Origin of the sequence: Rhizobium sp. BK379, from assembly GCF_014193955.1 — a bacterium.
Classification (GTDB): domain Bacteria; phylum Pseudomonadota; class Alphaproteobacteria; order Rhizobiales; family Rhizobiaceae; genus Rhizobium.
The window spans coordinates 513204-529499 of record NZ_JACIAD010000002.1 but is presented as its reverse complement, the minus strand read 5'-3'; the positions used below and the strand labels follow the sequence as shown (position 1 = coordinate 529499).

The following is a 16296-nucleotide window of genomic DNA, read 5'->3' as shown; positions in this document are numbered from 1 at the left end:
TTTCCTCCTACAGCATGGGTCCGAAAATCGTTGCGATTTTCAGAAAGCCTGATGCGTAGATTCAAAACGCTAAAGCGTCCCTTGTGCGTCCGAAAGGACGCACAACGCTCTAGCTGGAGATCAGCCCTCGGGCCAACGGCTGTGGACGTCGAAGCCCTCGCCGGTCAGAAGCAGGATGGTTTCATAAAGCGGCAGTCCCACGACATTGGTGTAGGAACCCACCATTTTCTGCACGAAGGTGCCCGCGAGCCCCTGGATGCCGTAGGCACCAGCCTTACCGCGCCATTGACCTGACGCAATGTAGTTTTCGATCTCGAAACTCGACAGGCGCTTGAAGCGCACCTTGGTCTCGACGATCTTCTGGCGCACCTTGCGATCGGGTGTGATGAGGCAGATGCCCGTATAGACCACATGGTTGCGGCCGGAGAGCAGATGCAGCGAGCTTGAGGCTTCGTCGGCAAACTCTGCCTTGCCGAGGATGCGACGGCCGACGGCGACCACGGTATCGGCGGACAGGATATAGCTGCCCTTCCAGGTGATGTCGCCCTTGATGGCGGCAAGTGCCGCCTCTGCCTTTTCGCCCGATAGGCGACGCGCCAGAGAGCGCGGATGCTCCGACTTCTTCGGCGCCTCGTCGATATCCATCGGCATGAGGCGCGAGGGCTCGATGCCAGCCTGATTGAGCAGGTCGACGCGGCGGGGCGAGCCCGAGGCCAGAATGAGCTTGTATTTCAGCGCCATGGAACCTCGACCATCGGCAGGCGGGAGCGAAAGCTCCGGGGAAGCTTCGCAGACCAAGCTTACTTGAAGCGGTAGGTGATGCGGCCCTTCGTCAGGTCGTAGGGCGTCATTTCGACCAGAACCTTGTCGCCGGCGAGAACGCGGATGCGGTTCTTGCGCATGCGGCCGGCGGTGTGGGCAATGATCTCATGCTCGTTTTCGAGCTTCACGCGGAACGTCGCATTCGGCAGAAGTTCGGTCACGATGCCCGGGAATTCGAGGACTTCTTCTTTCGGCATATAAGGGTTTTCTTCCTGTGTGTTGGGTAAAAAGGCGCAAGGCGCCTGAAAATTTGCGCGGAAACTACACAATCAACGGGGATTTGTGAACCTCGTAGATCGGGCTTTCTGACTTTTGTTTCACGCCGATTGCGCCGCGATGCCATTTCTCTTGAGTAGCCGGCTTTCGATGAGGCCGGCGAGATGATCACGAACCTCGCGGTAGCCGTCCAATATCTGCTCACGCGTGCCGGTCGCGACCGTCGGATCCATGGTCGGCCAGTAGACAACGTCAACAGCGCTGGAGCGGGTCAGCTCGAGGGCTGCGTGATGGGCCGGCGGCGAGAGCGTGATAATGAGGTCGAAATAGTCGTCCTCAAGCTCCTCCATCGTCTGCGGCTGCCGGCGGCCGAGCGACAGGCCAATTTCCTCCAGCACGACATCGACGAAGGGATCGCGCTCACCGGCGCGAACACCGGCAGATCGTATATAAGTATTGGCCGGCAGAATGCTACGGGCGATCGCTTCGGCCATCGGCGAACGGATAGCGTTCATGCCGCACATGAAGAGGATGGCGCCCGGCCCCTTTCCACCCTCGGTTTCAACAGGCGGCTCCATCGCCGTCATCCACGCCAGTAGAGCACGCAGACCAGCGTGAAGAGGCGCCGGGCGGTGTCGAAATCGACGTCGATCTTGCCGGAGAGACGATCCTTCAGCGTCTGCGAACCCTCGTTGTGAATGCCGCGCCGGCCCATGTCGATCGCCTCGATGCGGCTTGGAGAGGCCGAACGGATCGCCTCATAATAGCTTTCGCAGATCATGAAGTAGTCCTTCACGATCCGCCGGAAGGGCGTCAGGGAGAGGATATGGGTTGCGACATCCTCACCCTTTTCCGTGGTGATCGCAAAGACAAGCTTGGAATCGACCAGCGAAATGTTCAGCCGGTAGGGCCCGCCGGCATGGCCTGACGGCGCAAACGAGTTCTCCTCGATCAGATCGAAGATCGCGACTGCCCGCTCATGCTCGACATCGGGCGTCGAACGGCCGATCGTATCGTCAAGGACAACGTCGCAGAGCCGGAAGTCGTCCTTCGCCATTCCCTCACCTTTCGAGGTTGAGGCGGATCGCAACCGATCGCGCATGGGCATCGAGGCCTTCGGAGACGGCGAGCGCAATCGCCGCCGGGCCGAGGTCGCGAAGCTGCTGGGGACCAAGGCGCAAGATCGAGGTGCGCTTGACGAAATCGAGAACCGACAGGCCGGAGGAGAAGCGGGCCGAACGCGCCGTCGGCAGCACGTGGTTGGAGCCACCGACATAATCGCCGATCACTTCGGGTGTATGGGCGCCGATGAAGATCGCGCCAGCATTGCGGATCTTCTCCACAAAGGCATCAGGATTGGCGACGGCCAGTTCCAGATGTTCCGCGGCGATGCGGTTTGCGAGCGGGATGGCATCCTTGAGATCGGAGACGAGGATGATAGCGCCGAAATCGCGCCAGCTGGCAGCGGCAGTTTCCGCGCGGTTCAGCGTCTTCAGCTGCCGTTCGACGGCTGCTTCAACCGCCTTGCCGAATTCCTCGTCGTCCGTGATCAGAATTGCCTGAGAGCTCTCATCATGCTCGGCCTGGGCGAGCAGATCGGCGGCGACCCAATCGGGATTGTTATCCTTGTCGGCGATGACGAGCACTTCCGAGGGGCCGGCGATCATGTCGATACCGACAGTGCCGAAGACATGGCGCTTGGCGGCGGCCACATAGGCATTGCCGGGGCCGGTGATCTTGGCGACCGGGGCGATCGTCTCCGTGCCATAGGCAAGGGCAGCAATCGCCTGCGCACCGCCGACGCGGTAGATCTCGCTGACGCCTGCAAGCTTAGCTGCGGCCAGCACCGCCGGATTGACCGAACCGCCGGTCGCTGGCACTGCGATAACGATGCGATCGACACCTGCGACCTTCGCCGGTACGGCGTTCATCAGCACCGAGCTCGGATAGCTCGCCGTACCACCCGGTACGTAGAGGCCAACGGCTTCGATCGCCGTCCAGCGCGAGCCGAGGCCGACACCCATATTGTCTTCGTAGATATCGTCCTTGGGAAGCTGACGACGATGGTGGGATTCGATGCGGAGAGCCGCGACCTTCAAGGCGCCGAGCACTTCCGAGGGGACGACCTCGACGGCGTTCTCGATCTCTTCCTCAGTGACGCGCATCGGTACCGTCGCGTAATCGATGCTGTCGAACCTCTTCGAATATTCGGCGAGAGCAACATCGCCGCGGGCGCGCACATCATCGATGATGGCGCGCACCACGGCGTTGACGTCTTCGGAGACCTCGCGCTTGGTGGTCAGAAAGGCTGCGAAGCGCTGTTCGAAACCGTGGGATGTCTGATTAAGCCAGATTGCCAAGGCCGGAATTCCTTCTTGCTCGAACTGTTGGGCTCAGGTGCCGGGATGACGCGGCTTGGAACCCGTTTCCCAGGCGCCGCCGACATCGGCAAGCTGCATTTCGATGCATTCGACATCGAGAATGATGGAGGCCGCGCCCGACAGCGAGAGCTCGAGCGTGCCTTCCGGCCCTTCGCCCTTCTGCTCGAATTGCAGGGCAAGCAGCGACAGCACATCATCGCGGCGGGCGCGGTCGATGCCGATTGAGCGGACGGATAGCACACGCTTGAATACGAGGGCCGCACGACGGCGCTCAAAACCTTTGCGTTTTCGGGCCGCTTCTTCCCAGACGAACCGGTTGGCGGCAATTGCGAACTGCTTGTCGCGCGGCGACCAGTCTATATCGGCTACCTTGAAGACACTGTCCTGCACATGTGCGGAAATGACCGCCAGGTCCTCGGCATCGAGCGCAACAAGTTTCAGGTCGGTCATCCAGCCTCTATCCCGTATCTTTCGGCCGCAGGTGCGGCGATCTGTCAGACAACGGAAATAAGGCGCGGCGGCCAAATACGCAACCGGGATAAAGGGCGCATGTGCGCCCTTTTCTTACTCGCTGACGCGTTCGACGATGGCGCCGCAGCGGGTCAGCTTTTCTTCCAGCCGCTCGAAGCCGCGATCGAGATGATAGACGCGGGACACCGTGGTTTCGCCTTCGGCGGCAAGGCCGGCGATGACGAGGGAGACGGAAGCGCGAAGATCGGTCGCCATGACGGGGGCGCCCTTCAGCCGCTGGACACCTTCGATCTTGGCCGTCTGGCCGGAGAGCGAGATCTTCGCGCCAAGGCGGGCGAGTTCCTGCACATGCATGAAACGGTTTTCGAAGATGGTCTCCGTGACATGCGAGACACCGGAAGAGCGGGTCATCAGCGCCATGAACTGCGCCTGCAGGTCGGTGGGGAAGCCCGGGAAGGGATCGGTGACGATATCGACCGGCTGGATGCCGGCGCCGTTGCGCTTGATGCGCATGCCATTGTTCGTCGACGAAATCTCCGCTCCGGCGCGGCGCAGCGTTTCGAGAGCCGTTTCCAAGAGGGCAACATCGGTATTTTCAAGCACAACATCGCCGCCGGCCATGGCGACGGCCATGGCGTAGGTGCCCGTCTCGATGCGGTCAGGCAGGACACGATGGCGGGCACCCGAGAGCGAAGTGACGCCCTCGATCGTAATGGTCGAGGTGCCGGCACCGGAAACCTTGGCGCCCATGGCGTTGAGGCAATTGGCAAGGTCGACGACCTCAGGCTCGCGGGCGGCATTGCCGATCACGGTCGTGCCGCGAGCAAGCGTTGCCGCCATCATCAGCACATGCGTTGCGCCGACGGAGACTTTCGGGAAGGTGTAATGCGTACCGATAAGGCCGCCCTGCGGCGCCTTGGCGTTGATATAGCCGCCGTCGATTTCCATCGTCGCACCGAGCGCCGTCAGGCCGTCGATGAAGAGATCGACCGGGCGCGTGCCGATGGCGCAACCACCCGGCAGCGACACGCGGCAATAGCCTTCGCGGGCGAGAAGCGGACCGATGACCCAGAAGGAGGCGCGCATCTTCGAGACCAGCTCATAGGGGGCGGTCGTATCGACGATGGTGCGGCAGGTGAAATGGATCGTGCGGGCGTAAGAATCTTCCTGGCGCTCGCGGCGGCCGTTGACGGCGACGTCAACGCCGTGATTGCCGAGGATGCGCATCAGCAATTCGACATCGGCAAGATGGGGCACGTTTTCCAGCGTCAGCGTATCGCTCGTCAAAAGCGAGGCGATCATCAGCGGCAGCGCGGCATTCTTGGCGCCGGAGATCGGAATGATGCCATTGAGCTCATTACCGCCGACAATTCTGATACGATCCATGTGCACTTACGGGCGAGGCCCGCCTTTCCTCAAAAAGTTTTGCCTGTGGGGGCAAGGCAAGAAGTCGGGGTCTTTAGAGCAAATCCCCGTACGCTTCAATTCGTCGCGGACCGAACATTACGATTCGTCCATTTTTGCGGCAGCAGTCTTTGCCGCGGGCAAGCCATCCGTCTCGTCCGCCTGGCCGGAGCGGCGAGCCCGTACCTGCTGTTTGCGTCTGGAAAGATTTTCTCTCAGCTTTTCGGCAGCCCGCTCGCGCCGCAATGCCGCCTGGGCTTCCATGGCCGCTTTCCGGCTCTGCCGGGCCTTTTCAGTCTCTTCGTTCATGCCCCAGAAGTAACCGAATTCGCGCCATTCCAAAAGTGCTCCGAACGTTATTCCCAGAGAAGTTGGAATTTGCGGCTTGCACTCCTGCCGAACCTGTGGCAATAGCCGCCCCGTTCACGCGAGTTGAGCGTTTCGCTTCACGCGTCTGGTCCTGCTGCCGTAGCTCAGTGGTAGAGCACACCCTTGGTAAGGGTGAGGTCGGTGGTTCAATCCCACTCGGCAGCACCAGTTTTCTCCTTTAGCATTATCCACCGCGCCAATCGGCGCCATTGCTGCCGGCAAAAATCTCGCTAGAATATTAGCATTCTGAAGTCCTTGCGGAGGAACCGGGAGGCTTCAATCACTGTTTCTATCGAGACATGCTGGAGGAGCGTCGATGGCAACTGAACGATGGAATGGTCCGATCAAGGTAGGTTTCGAAGGGGCCGGAGCACGTACGGTTAACGGACCGTTCGACGCCTTGGCGTGCCTTGCCGAGCACTGGCCTGCCATGCGCGGACTGAAATACCTCAGGGCACGGAGCGTCTGCCGCGCAGCACTCGATGGAAGAAAGACCGTCGAAGAGGCTCGCGCGGAGTTTATGGCAGCGGCCGAGGAAGCAAAGCTTAATGTGCATTAAGTCTTCAGCGGCGGTTTCGGACAAATAAAGTCCAATCCGTTCCGAAACGGAGCAATGCTTAATTTTCACTTAACCCTGCACGGAGCTCGCGCAGGGCTTTGTTTCGAAAGATATTGCGTCGCTCATCTGTTCATCAATAGAACGACGCCAGCCATCATGATGATGGTCAGAGGCTCGTCACCCTCTGCGGGAGACTGCAGACGAGCCTCGTCCGCAAGAAAATTAGAATATTCGATCAGCAGTCCGAAGTATTCTCATCCTGGACCTGAATATATCCCACACCGACGATTGTGCCATCTGCGACACGGATGAAGGACGGCAGGTAATGCGGCTCGGCGGGCTCGCAGACGGCAGCGCTGGTATATTCATTCAGCGCGATTTCGTCCTTCGGCAAGGCCGAATAATCCATATCGGTTTCGAGTGAGGCATAGGCGGAGCCGGCAAAGGCGCCGCACCCAATAAGAAGGCCCCAGGCCCAGAGGCGTATAAGCGTTTGCATTATTGTCTCCAGCATTGAAATCAGCTTTTCAACACCGAAGGCAGGGCGTTGGTTCCTTGAAAATCTTCAAGTGGACGGTGATTTATTTCACCAGCATGCGGCAATGGACGTAACCGCTTCCGACAATAGCCTCGGCAATCGCCCGAGCCCGCTCACTGTCGCTCCATTGGCGCACGAAGCCTTCGAGAATGACGAGGGAACCGATGGTGGAGACGATGATTTCGGCTGCATCGAAATCGCCCGCGGCATGCAGGGCGCTTTCCACGGACGCGCGCATGGCGGCCGTGTTGCGGCTCTTCATCCAGGCCTCCTCGTCAGTCGGCGAGTTGTGAAATCGCAGCACCATGGTCGTTCCTGACATTGGCTAATAGGGATTTAACGCTGGAAGACGACGTTTGTTGCGGCGCGCGGTCGGCCCGATGCATAGTCATCACGATGGTGCTGCTGAAATCTTGAGGGAAATGTCGGTAGCCGCCGTAAACAATTGCAGCCGAGGAAAAGACGATGAAAGCGCTGGTGCCTGCCCTTCTTGCGACGACCCTTTTGGCCACACCCGCTCTGGTCGGCTGCTCCGCCGCGGACGCGCCCGCACTAGAGCCAATTCCCGGCAGCATCACCTATGGCGGGCAGCCGCGCACGAAGCTGACGAAGTCGCCGATCGGCAGCGCAGTGTACAACGACTTCTACGATCAGCAGGGCCAGCGCGTCTACGAAACCTATATTCTTCAGCCCGACCGCAGCCTGAAGCTGGTGCGGCGCCAGATCGTGCCGGATTTTCCGCAATAGTGCGTGGCCGCCTCTGCCTGCTTGACAGCGGCGCCAATCGAGAACATCCAAGGAACATCTGATTTTATTCGCGGGTGCTGATTCTCCCGTGAAGCCCAACCGGACGGCTGGATGTATCTCGAAAGACTCAATCCCCAGCAACGCATGGCCGTTGAACACGGCACGCTTGCAGACGGCAGTCATGTGGCGGGTCCGCTGCTGGTCATCGCCGGGGCCGGATCCGGCAAGACGAATACGCTTGCGCACCGCGTTGCCCACCTGATCCTCAAAGGCGCCGATCCGCGCCGAATCCTGCTCATGACCTTTTCCCGCCGGGCAGCAGCAGAAATGGGCCGCCGCGTCGAACGCATCTGCGGCGAGGTTCTCGGCAAGAATTCCGGCATCATGGCGGATGCACTTGCCTGGAGCGGCACGTTTCACGGCATCGGCGCACGCCTCTTGCGCGACTATGCCGAACAGATCGGCATCGATCCGGCCTTCTCCATCCATGACCGGGAAGACAGCGCCGACCTGATGAACCTCGTGCGTCATGATCTTGGTTTCTCGAAAACCGAGAGCCGGTTTCCGACAAAGGGAACGTGCCTGGCGATCTATTCGCGCGCGGTAAACTCGGAAATGGAACTGCCGCTCGTGTTGCGCGACGCCTTTCCCTGGTGCGCCACCTGGGAAAAGCAGCTTCGCGAGCTTTTCGCCTGTTACGTCGAGTCCAAGCAGAGCCAGAACGTGCTCGATTACGACGACCTGCTGCTCTACTGGGCGCAGATGGTGGCCGAGCCGATGATTGCCGAGGATATCGGCAGCCGCTTCGACCATGTGCTTGTCGACGAATATCAGGACACCAACAAGCTGCAGTCTTCGATCCTGCTGGCGCTGAAGCCGACCGGCCAGGGCCTGACCGTCGTCGGCGACGATGCGCAGTCGATCTATTCCTTCCGCGCGGCGACGGTGCGCAACATCCTCGATTTTCCGGCCACCTTCAGCCCGCCCGCCAACATCGTCACGCTTGACCGCAACTACCGCTCGACGCAGCCGATCCTGGCCGCCGCCAATGCCGTGATTGACCTTGCCTCCGAGCGTTTCACCAAGAACCTCTGGACGGAACGTGAATCGCCGGAACGGCCGCGACTGGTGACTGTGCGCGACGAGAATGATCAGGCACGTTATGTGGCCGACAAGGTTCTCGACAATCGCGAAGAGGGCGTGAAGCTGAAGAGCCAGGCGGTGCTCTTCCGCGCCTCGCATCACAGCGGCCCGCTGGAAGTGGAGCTGACCCGCCGCAATATTCCCTTCGTGAAGTTCGGCGGCCTGAAATTCCTCGACAGCGCGCATGTGAAGGACATGCTGGCGGCACTGCGCTTTGCCCAGAACCCGCGCGACCGGGTGGCGGGCTTCCGGCTGATGCAGATCCTTCCGGGGGTCGGGCCTTCTACGGCGCAGAAGGTGCTGGACCATATGGCTGAGGACCCGAGCCCGGTTGCGGCGCTCGCCGCCATGCCTGCGCCGCCACGCTCGGGCGACGACTGGACCTCCTTCGTTTCGACCATGCAGCAGCTGAAGACCGGCAAGGCCGGCTGGCCCGCTGAGATCGAGCTGGTGCGGCAATGGTATGAGCCGCATCTGGAACGGCTGCATGAAGATGCGAGCGCCCGGCTTGCCGATCTCATCCAGCTCGAACAAATCGCCGGCGGTTATGCTTCTCGCGAGCGCTTTCTGACCGAGCTTACGCTTGATCCGCCGGATGCAACCTCGGATCAGGCTGGCGTGCCATTGCTCGATGAGGATTATCTCATCCTTTCGACCATCCATTCGGCCAAGGGACAGGAATGGACCAAGGTCTTCATGCTGAACGTCATAGACGGCTGCATTCCCTCCGATCTCGCAGTCGGGACGACGGCGGAGATCGAGGAAGAGCGGCGCCTCCTCTATGTGGCAATGACGCGCGCCAAGGACAGTCTCGACCTCGTCGTGCCGCAGCGCTTCTTCACCTATGGGCAGAATTCGCAGGGCGACCGGCATGTCTATGCGTCGCGCAGCCGCTTCATTCCGGCCACGCTGCTGCAATTCTTCGAGGTTTGCGGCTGGCCGCAGGTCAAGACCGATACGGCAGCCGCCCAGCAGGCGCGGCAGGTGCGCATCGATGTCGGCGCGCGCATGCGGGGCATGTGGCGCTAGAGCCTTTCCCGATCAAACAGTGTCAGAGCGAAAGCGGCGGCTTGGGCGATTCGAAGAAGCGGCCGATCATTTCATCATTGACCAGGGCGATCGTCGGCGGCGACCATTTCGGATTGCGATCCTTGTCGATGACGGCTGCGCGAACGCCCTCGTAGAAATCCGGACCGTGCAGGACGTGCATGCAAGCCCCGAGCTCGCGGGCCAGGCATTCGCCGAGCGTGCGGCTCTGGCGGCCGGCTCTCAGCAGCCGCAAGGCAAGCTTGAGACTGGTCGGCGATCGTGTGAGCATCACACGGCGGGTTTCGGCGGCGAATTCACCCTCCTCCGCAGCGAGTGCGGATGCGATATCCTCCACGCGGTTGAAATGGAAGGCACGGTCGATCATTGCGGCATTGGCCTGCAACCTGCCTTCATCCACTTGTTCCGAGAGATCGCGCAGCACCGCATCCACATCATCAGACGAACTTCCCGCAGACAGGTTCGTCAGACGGTGGACTGCCTCTTCGAGGCGCGAGGAAGATATATAGACGTCAGCGAGGCCGGTATAGATTGCATCGGAGGCATTGATATCGAGCCCGGTCAGGGCCATCCAAGTACCGCTTTCACCCGGCGTGCGAGGCAACAGCCACGTGGCGCCGACATCTGGAAAATAGCCGATACCGGTTTCCGGCATGGCAAGGCGGGTACGCTCGGTGACGATCCGATGGCGGCCGTGGCTGGCAAGCCCGACGCCGCCGCCCATGGTGATGCCGTCCATCAGCGCCACATAGGGTTTCGGATAGCTGGCAATCCGGTGATTGAGGCGGAATTCCTCGCGCCAGAAAGTTTCCGCCAGGCCATCGCCGGAACGCCCGCTCATGTGAATGGCGCGGATATCGCCGCCGGCGCAGAAGCCGCGCTCGCCCTCCCCCATCACGAGGACGCTGGCCACCGCTTGGTCACCGGCAAACTCGTCAAGTGCGGCGGCAATCGTACGCACCATCGGGATCGTCAGGCTGTTCAGCGCCTTTGGGCGGTTCAGCCGGATAAGGCCCGCCGTGCCACGCCGTTCAACGATAACTTCGCTTTGATTGCTATTGTCCATGATCCACCTCACTCCTTCCCTAGGAATAAACGGGGTCGGGCCGACGTTCCAGTGGCTGGCTGATCAATCAGGCCGAAAGGGACTGAGAAACGGTGACGTCGCGCCTGACCGCGTAGTCGATCGCCAGTTCCAGCGGCAGCGGCCGGGAGAAATAATAGCCCTGCGCCAATCTTACGCCGATGCCTTTCAGCGACTCGGCCACCTCCTCGCTTTCGACACCCTCGGCTACGGAGGCGATGCCGAGGTTCTGGCAGAGATTGGCGACGGAACGGGTGATGTTCATGCAGCGCGCATCGCGGTCGAAATTCATCACGAAGGCCTTATCGATCTTCAGCTTGTCGAAGGCCAGGCGATGGATATGGCTCAAGCTTGAATAGCCCGTGCCGAAATCATCAAGCGCAATCGAGATGCCGGCGGCGCGCAGCATGCCGATCACCTGATCGGCAGTATCGAAGTCAGACAGCAGCGCCGTCTCGGTGATCTCGAATTCGATGCGTTTTGGGTCGACGCCCGACCGGTTGATCATGGCGAGCAGGGCCATCGAGGTTTCGTGATCGCAGATGTCGCGGGCCGACAGGTTGAAGGAGACGCGCAGATGCGCCGGCATGATCTTCAGGGCGTCGAGCGCCTGGCCGAAGAGAATGCGCGTCACGCGGCCGATCACGGCGGTGCGTTCGGCAGCCGGGATGAAGGCATCCGGGCTAATACGGCCGAAGCGCGCGCTGTCCCAACGCGCAAGCGCCTCAAAACCGACGACACGGCCGCTGCGCAATTCGACGATCGGCTGATATTCGAGCTTCAACTCACTGGCGAAATTCTCGGTCTGCAGTTCGAGCTCGATCAGGTAGCGTTGTGTGAGGATCTTTTCGTGCTCCGGCGAAAAGAATTCCACACCGCCGACACGCTTGCTCTTGACCTGATAGAGCGCGAAGTCCGCTTTCTCGTAGAGGTCTTCGGCCGTGTACTCGCCCGCCTCAGGATAGACGATGCCGCAGGAGCCGGAAACACGGACCGAACCGTCCGGGATGTCATAGGGTTCGCGCACGGCCGCGCATAGCGCCAGGCCGAGATCGGAAATTGCCCTGAGCGTCATGTCAGCGGGGAAGATGATGCCGAACTCATCGCCACCAAGGCGTGAGACGATGCCCTGATCGCCCAACAACGAGACGAAGCGGCGCGCCGTCTCCTTCAATACGACGTCGCCGGCCGCGTGGCCGAAGACGTCATTGACCGGTTTGAAGCCATCGAGATCGACGATGCCGATGACTGGCGGTGAGGCGGGATCCTTCAGCAGCATCTGTTCCAGCGACAGGAAGAAACTGCGACGATTGGCAAGGCCAGTCAGTTGGTCCTGCAAGGCATTGCGACTATTGACGCGATTCAGTTCCTCGGCTTCAGCCTGCTTCTGCTTGAGCTCTTCTGCAAGCCGCACGAGGTGCGCGAAATTCTGGAAGTAGCTGTTGATGACGCGCAGGAAAGGCAGCACCAGGAACAGGCCGCTGACGGCCGTTGCGACGAAAACCGGGTTGCCGGAAAAGAGAAAGGTCACGATCATGGCCGTAAAGGTGATGACCGTGGTGATTGCTGCGGCGAGCGGCAGGTGCATCAGGCAGAAAACGCAGGAAATGCCGGTTACGACCAGAAAATAGGCGATCTGCCCCTGCTGCGAGGCATCGCCATATCGATAGAGCGCGATAGCCCAACCGCCAAAGCCGATGGTGAGGATGACCGCGCCTGCTAGCGTTACCTTCATGAGCCGCAGCGCGCGCTCCGGAGTGACATTTTCCTTGCCTGATATTTCCCACCAGCAGAGGCGAAAGACGCAGACAATGCTGAGCCCGACGGGAATGTAGAGCGAAAGCCAGAGAGGCGCCGACCTGATGTGAGTGATGGCCACAGCCAGCGCATTGATGACAAGAAGAACGTAGAGAATCGGAATCTGTGACGACAAAGCCTTGAACTGTGCCACCAGAAACTTCGGATTATCTTTTTGCAGCCGCAACGAGGCTATGAAGTTCTTCATGATCCCTATTCCCTTGGCTGAAGTTGGCCAGAGAAAGCTTGATTATTCCTTATTCACGTAACGTCGGGCCACCCGTATCTACGCCGGAATGGCAAGTTGTTCGGCTACATCTCAGAAAGAAGCTGCAGCCAGTGCGCGATGAATGCTGTGCAGATCGTCGACGCTCTTGTTCATCAGGAAAAGCTCCCAGTCGAGCGAGCTGCGGACGATGGTTTCCAGTGAGTCATATCTCGGCGCCCAATCCAGCACGCGGCGGGCAAGCGTCGCATCGGCGACGACGCTTGCGGCGTCACCCGGGCGACGTGCCGCCATGTTGATTTTGAACGAATGACCGTTCAAGCGGGTGACCATGTTCAATACATCGAGTACGGAATAGCCGTTGCCATAGCCGCAGTTGGCGACAAGTGGTCCCCTGCCTTGGCGCAGATGCTCGAGTGCCTTCAAATGCGCCGCCGTCAAATCACTGACATGGATGTAGTCGCGCACACCGGTGCCATCATGGGTCGGGTAATCGAAACCATAGACGGTAATGCTGCCACGCTTCCCGAGCGCAGCCTCACAGGCGACCTTGATGAGATGGGTCGCACCCGAGGTCGACTGGCCAGCGCGCAGCTGCGGGTCGGCGCCCGCGACGTTGAAATAGCGGAGCGCCACATAGCCGAAGTCATAGGCGGCCGCGGCGTCACGAAGCATCATTTCGGTCATCAGCTTCGACTGGCCGTATGGATTTTCCGGATTGAGGGGTGCCGTTTCCTTCACGGGAGCGGAGCTCTTCTGCTGGCCGTAGACAGCGGCCGTCGAGGAGAAGACGAAGTTGCGGATACCGGCCTTGATCGAAGCGCTCAGCAGCGCGCGCGTTTTGCCTGAATTGTTATCGTAGTAGGAGAGCGGATCGGCAACCGAAACAGGGACGACGGCAGAGCCGGCGAAATGGATGATTGCCTCGATATCGTTCTCGATGAAGATCTTCTTCAGCACATCCGGATCGGAGACATCGCCAAGATAGAAGCGCGCCGCCGGCGCCAAGGCCCAGCGAAAGCCGGTAGAGAGGTTGTCGAGCACGACGACGTCTTCACCGGCATCCAACAGCGTCCAAACCATGTGGCTGCCGATATATCCAGCCCCACCTGTCACCAGAACCGCCATGTCTGCATTCCCTGTTTTATGTTTTTTCGGGAACATCAGAACGGGTTTTTCCTTTCCGATTTTGTTATCAAGCAGCCTCGGAAAGCCTTTGCGGCCGGTATGTTTCGACATGTGGTTAGAGGCGGATTTCCGGCTTTGCTACAATTTTACGGACCGGCCGATTTCGGAACGAAAATGCCTCCTGCCCCTCTCTTTCAGCTTTCATTGACATCACGCACGCGGCGGGGCAAACTGAGGTCATGAACAACTTCGCGTTTCAGGCTATGACGATGGGCATGACGACCACCCTTTGCGGTGGGGGCGTCGGCTTGTGACCTGAAACTGTTCACATCACCCGATCCAACCCCGCCGGACGCGCGGGGTTTTTTGTTTCTGCCCCGATGTCCGCCCCATGCAAGGACTTCTCGTGGCACAATATCTTCCTTCCATATCTCGTGACCTGCCCCTCTCCAACAGGGAGCAGCAATGATGAGACTCTACCTGTCATCCTATCGGCTCGGAGCGAGCGCCTTCCGGCTCAGGAAACTTCTCAATGGCGGGCGGCGCGCCGCAATTATCCAGAATGCGCTGGACTTCATCCCGGCCGAGGCGCGTCGCGCCTATGAGGCCAATGTCTACGATCCCAAGGAGGAGCTCGCCGATTGGGGGATCGAGGCGGAAGAACTGGATCTGAGGGATTATTTCGGGGAGCCGCGTGTTCTTGAAAAAGCGCTCGCCGGGTTTGATCTCGTCTGGGCCGTCGGCGGCAATGCCTTTCTTCTACGGCGCGCCATGCGGCAGAGCGGCTTCGATCAGATCATAGGGGAGTTGCTGCGCGACGATGCGCTCGTCTACGGTGGGTTCAGCGCCGGGGCAGTCGTGGCGACGCCCTCGCTCAAGGGCATCGACATCATGGATGATCCGCGGCAGTGCGCGCCAGGCTATGACGAGAGCGTTCCTTGGGAAGGCCTTGGCCTCGTCGACTTCTCCATCGTTCCGCATTATCGCTCGGCTCATGATGAGGCAGAAGCGGCCGAAAAGGCAGCCAACTTCCTTGACGAAACCGGCATGCCCTTTCAGCCGCTCAGGGACGGCGAAGTTATCATCGTCGAGGGTCGGAACGTGACGCTGCTTCCGGTCTTGCCGGAAGCGATGCGCCGTTCCGCTTAAATCTTGAGGATGTAGTCGGCGAGCCGTTCGGCAGCGACCGCCACCTGTGCCGGATCGCGCAGAAAGCAGGCACGCAGGAAAAGTGCGCCGCCCGGTCCGAAGGCTGTGCCGGGCGCAAGGCCGACGCCGGTTTTGTCGACGATGTCGATCGCGGCCTTGCGGCTGTCGGTAACGCCGTCGATCTTGAGGAAGGCGTAAAGCGCACCGTCGGGCTTCAGCGTTTCAACGCGGTTGGTGGCGATCAGCGTCTCGCAGAGGATATCGCGGGAGCGGGTCGCCTTCTCGATATTCGACTGCACGAAGGCGTCACCTTCGTTAAGGGCCGCAACCGCACCCTTCTGCATGAATTGTGCTACGCCGGAGGTTGAATACTGGATGAGGTTTTCCAGCACCTGTCCGGTCTCCGGCGGGGCGACGATCCAGCCGACGCGCCAGCCGGTCATCGACCAGTTCTTGGAGAAGGAGTTGACGAAGATGACCTTGTCGCCCGGCTCCATCACATCCAGGAAGGACGGCGCGCGACCGCCAGCGTAGAAATAACGCGCGTAGATCTCATCTGCCATGATCCAGAGATCATGTTTACGAGCAAGCGCCAGGATATCGGCCAGGTCCTTCTTCGTCGCGGTCCAGCCCGTGGGGTTCGACGGCGTGTTGATGAAGAGGCCGCGCGTCTTCGGCGTAATGGCTGTTTCAACGCGGTTGAGATCGACCGCCCATTTGCCGCCTTCAAACTGGAGCTCTACGCCAACCGACCGCGCGCCGGCGATTTCAAGGGCGGCGGCAATATTCGGCCAGGCCGGAGTGAGATAGACGAACTCATCGCCGGGTGCAGTCAGCGCCTGGACGGCGATCTGGATCGCCTGCATGCCGGAACCGGTCACATAGAAATGCTCCGGTGCCAGACGGATACCGAAATGCCTGAAATAGTAATCCGACAGGGCCTGGCGCAGCTCGGGGATGCCGCGCTGCCAGGTGTAGAAGGTCTCGCCGGCGGCGAGCGCCTGCATGGCCGCCTGATTGATGAAATCGGGAGTAGGAAGATCGCCTTCGCCGACCCAGAGCGGCAAAAGGCCCTCACGGCCGCGGGCATAATTGACGACTTCGACGATCCCGCTTTCTGGCGCTGCGACGGCGCGCGGGCTGAGGCTGCTTATAATCGACATGCATATCTCCGGTTCACGCCTTCATAACGGATTTGCAGGCGCAAATCCCATG

General features: G+C 60.3%; 18 protein-coding genes and 1 tRNA gene. 5 read left to right on the top strand and 14 right to left on the bottom strand.

Features of this window, described 5'->3' with window-relative positions:
- Positions 1–120 precede the first annotated feature (120 nt).
- From FHT93_RS13615 to FHT93_RS13580, 8 genes are all read right to left on the bottom strand, one after another.
- On the bottom strand, positions 121–741 hold the full coding sequence (locus FHT93_RS13615; RefSeq protein ID WP_113012976.1) for a Maf-like protein: 621 nt from the start codon (positions 739–741) through the stop codon (positions 121–123).
- A gap of 59 nt (positions 742–800) precedes the next feature.
- Positions 801–1019 carry a translation initiation factor IF-1 gene (gene infA / locus FHT93_RS13610; RefSeq protein WP_003545338.1) on the bottom strand — a complete coding sequence of 73 codons (219 nt, stop codon included), beginning with the start codon at positions 1017–1019 and terminating at the stop codon, positions 801–803.
- Positions 1020–1139: 120 nt separating this feature from the next.
- The gene (locus FHT93_RS13605; RefSeq protein ID WP_183847950.1) at positions 1140–1625 is read right to left on the bottom strand and encodes a low molecular weight phosphatase family protein; all 486 of its coding nucleotides are present in this window, start codon (positions 1623–1625) and stop codon (positions 1140–1142) included.
- A complete protein-coding gene (locus FHT93_RS13600; protein WP_112541621.1) occupies positions 1622–2095 on the bottom strand; it encodes a UPF0262 family protein in 474 nt (157 codons plus the stop codon). The genes FHT93_RS13605 and FHT93_RS13600 overlap by 4 nt, the downstream gene beginning before the upstream one ends.
- 4 nt (positions 2096–2099) lie before the next feature.
- A complete protein-coding gene (hisD, locus tag FHT93_RS13595; RefSeq protein WP_112541622.1) occupies positions 2100–3398 on the bottom strand; it encodes a histidinol dehydrogenase in 1299 nt (432 codons plus the stop codon).
- Between the two features lie 33 nt (positions 3399–3431).
- Positions 3432–3869 carry a DUF2948 family protein gene (locus FHT93_RS13590; protein ID WP_112541623.1) on the bottom strand — a complete coding sequence of 146 codons (438 nt, stop codon included), beginning with the start codon at positions 3867–3869 and terminating at the stop codon, positions 3432–3434.
- 114 nt (positions 3870–3983) lie between these two features.
- Entirely contained in the window at positions 3984–5276 is a 1293-nt protein-coding gene (gene murA, locus FHT93_RS13585) for a UDP-N-acetylglucosamine 1-carboxyvinyltransferase (protein ID WP_113012978.1), read from the bottom strand.
- 117 nt (positions 5277–5393) lie between these two features.
- Positions 5394–5603 (bottom strand): hypothetical protein, encoded by a 210-nt coding sequence (locus tag FHT93_RS13580; RefSeq protein ID WP_037101256.1) that lies wholly within the window; start codon positions 5601–5603, stop codon positions 5394–5396.
- A 153-nt stretch (positions 5604–5756) separates the two neighbouring features.
- Between FHT93_RS13580 and FHT93_RS13575 the strand changes: the two genes are divergently transcribed.
- Positions 5757–5831: transfer RNA gene (locus FHT93_RS13575), tRNA-Thr, on the top strand.
- A 148-nt stretch (positions 5832–5979) separates the two neighbouring features.
- Positions 5980–6222, top strand: coding sequence for a DUF982 domain-containing protein (locus tag FHT93_RS13570; RefSeq protein ID WP_113012979.1), 243 nt, complete (start codon positions 5980–5982; stop codon positions 6220–6222).
- A gap of 235 nt (positions 6223–6457) precedes the next feature.
- Here FHT93_RS13570 and FHT93_RS13565 read toward each other — a convergent pair whose 3' ends face one another.
- Positions 6458–6721: a hypothetical protein gene (locus FHT93_RS13565; RefSeq protein ID WP_112541626.1), complete on the bottom strand. Its 264-nt coding sequence runs from the start codon at positions 6719–6721 to the stop codon at positions 6458–6460.
- Between the two features lie 82 nt (positions 6722–6803).
- On the bottom strand, positions 6804–7022 hold the full coding sequence (locus tag FHT93_RS13560; protein ID WP_246715587.1) for a BON domain-containing protein: 219 nt from the start codon (positions 7020–7022) through the stop codon (positions 6804–6806).
- 203 nt (positions 7023–7225) lie between these two features.
- On the opposite strand from FHT93_RS13560, the gene FHT93_RS13555 reads away from it, so the two are divergent.
- A complete protein-coding gene (locus FHT93_RS13555; RefSeq protein ID WP_112541628.1) occupies positions 7226–7507 on the top strand; it encodes a hypothetical protein in 282 nt (93 codons plus the stop codon).
- Between the two features lie 111 nt (positions 7508–7618).
- Positions 7619–9679 carry an ATP-dependent helicase gene (locus FHT93_RS13550; protein ID WP_113012980.1) on the top strand — a complete coding sequence of 687 codons (2061 nt, stop codon included), beginning with the start codon at positions 7619–7621 and terminating at the stop codon, positions 9677–9679.
- Between the two features lie 22 nt (positions 9680–9701).
- Here FHT93_RS13550 and FHT93_RS13545 read toward each other — a convergent pair whose 3' ends face one another.
- The 3 genes from FHT93_RS13545 to galE form a co-directional block, all read right to left on the bottom strand.
- Positions 9702–10763: an enoyl-CoA hydratase/isomerase family protein gene (locus tag FHT93_RS13545; RefSeq protein WP_113012981.1), complete on the bottom strand. Its 1062-nt coding sequence runs from the start codon at positions 10761–10763 to the stop codon at positions 9702–9704.
- 67 nt (positions 10764–10830) lie between these two features.
- Positions 10831–12786: an EAL domain-containing protein gene (locus FHT93_RS13540; RefSeq protein WP_183847948.1), complete on the bottom strand. Its 1956-nt coding sequence runs from the start codon at positions 12784–12786 to the stop codon at positions 10831–10833.
- A gap of 111 nt (positions 12787–12897) precedes the next feature.
- Complete coding sequence (gene galE / locus FHT93_RS13535) at positions 12898–13932, bottom strand: UDP-glucose 4-epimerase GalE (RefSeq protein ID WP_183847946.1); 1035 nt, start codon at positions 13930–13932, stop codon at positions 12898–12900.
- A 465-nt stretch (positions 13933–14397) separates the two neighbouring features.
- On the opposite strand from galE, the gene FHT93_RS13530 reads away from it, so the two are divergent.
- A complete protein-coding gene (locus FHT93_RS13530; RefSeq protein ID WP_246781602.1) occupies positions 14398–15081 on the top strand; it encodes a Type 1 glutamine amidotransferase-like domain-containing protein in 684 nt (227 codons plus the stop codon).
- Here the strand turns inward: FHT93_RS13530 and FHT93_RS13525 are convergent.
- Positions 15078–16244, bottom strand: coding sequence for a pyridoxal phosphate-dependent aminotransferase (locus tag FHT93_RS13525; protein WP_183847944.1), 1167 nt, complete (start codon positions 16242–16244; stop codon positions 15078–15080). The two genes, FHT93_RS13530 and FHT93_RS13525, sit on opposite strands and share 4 nt — an antisense overlap.
- Positions 16245–16296 lie beyond the last annotated feature (52 nt).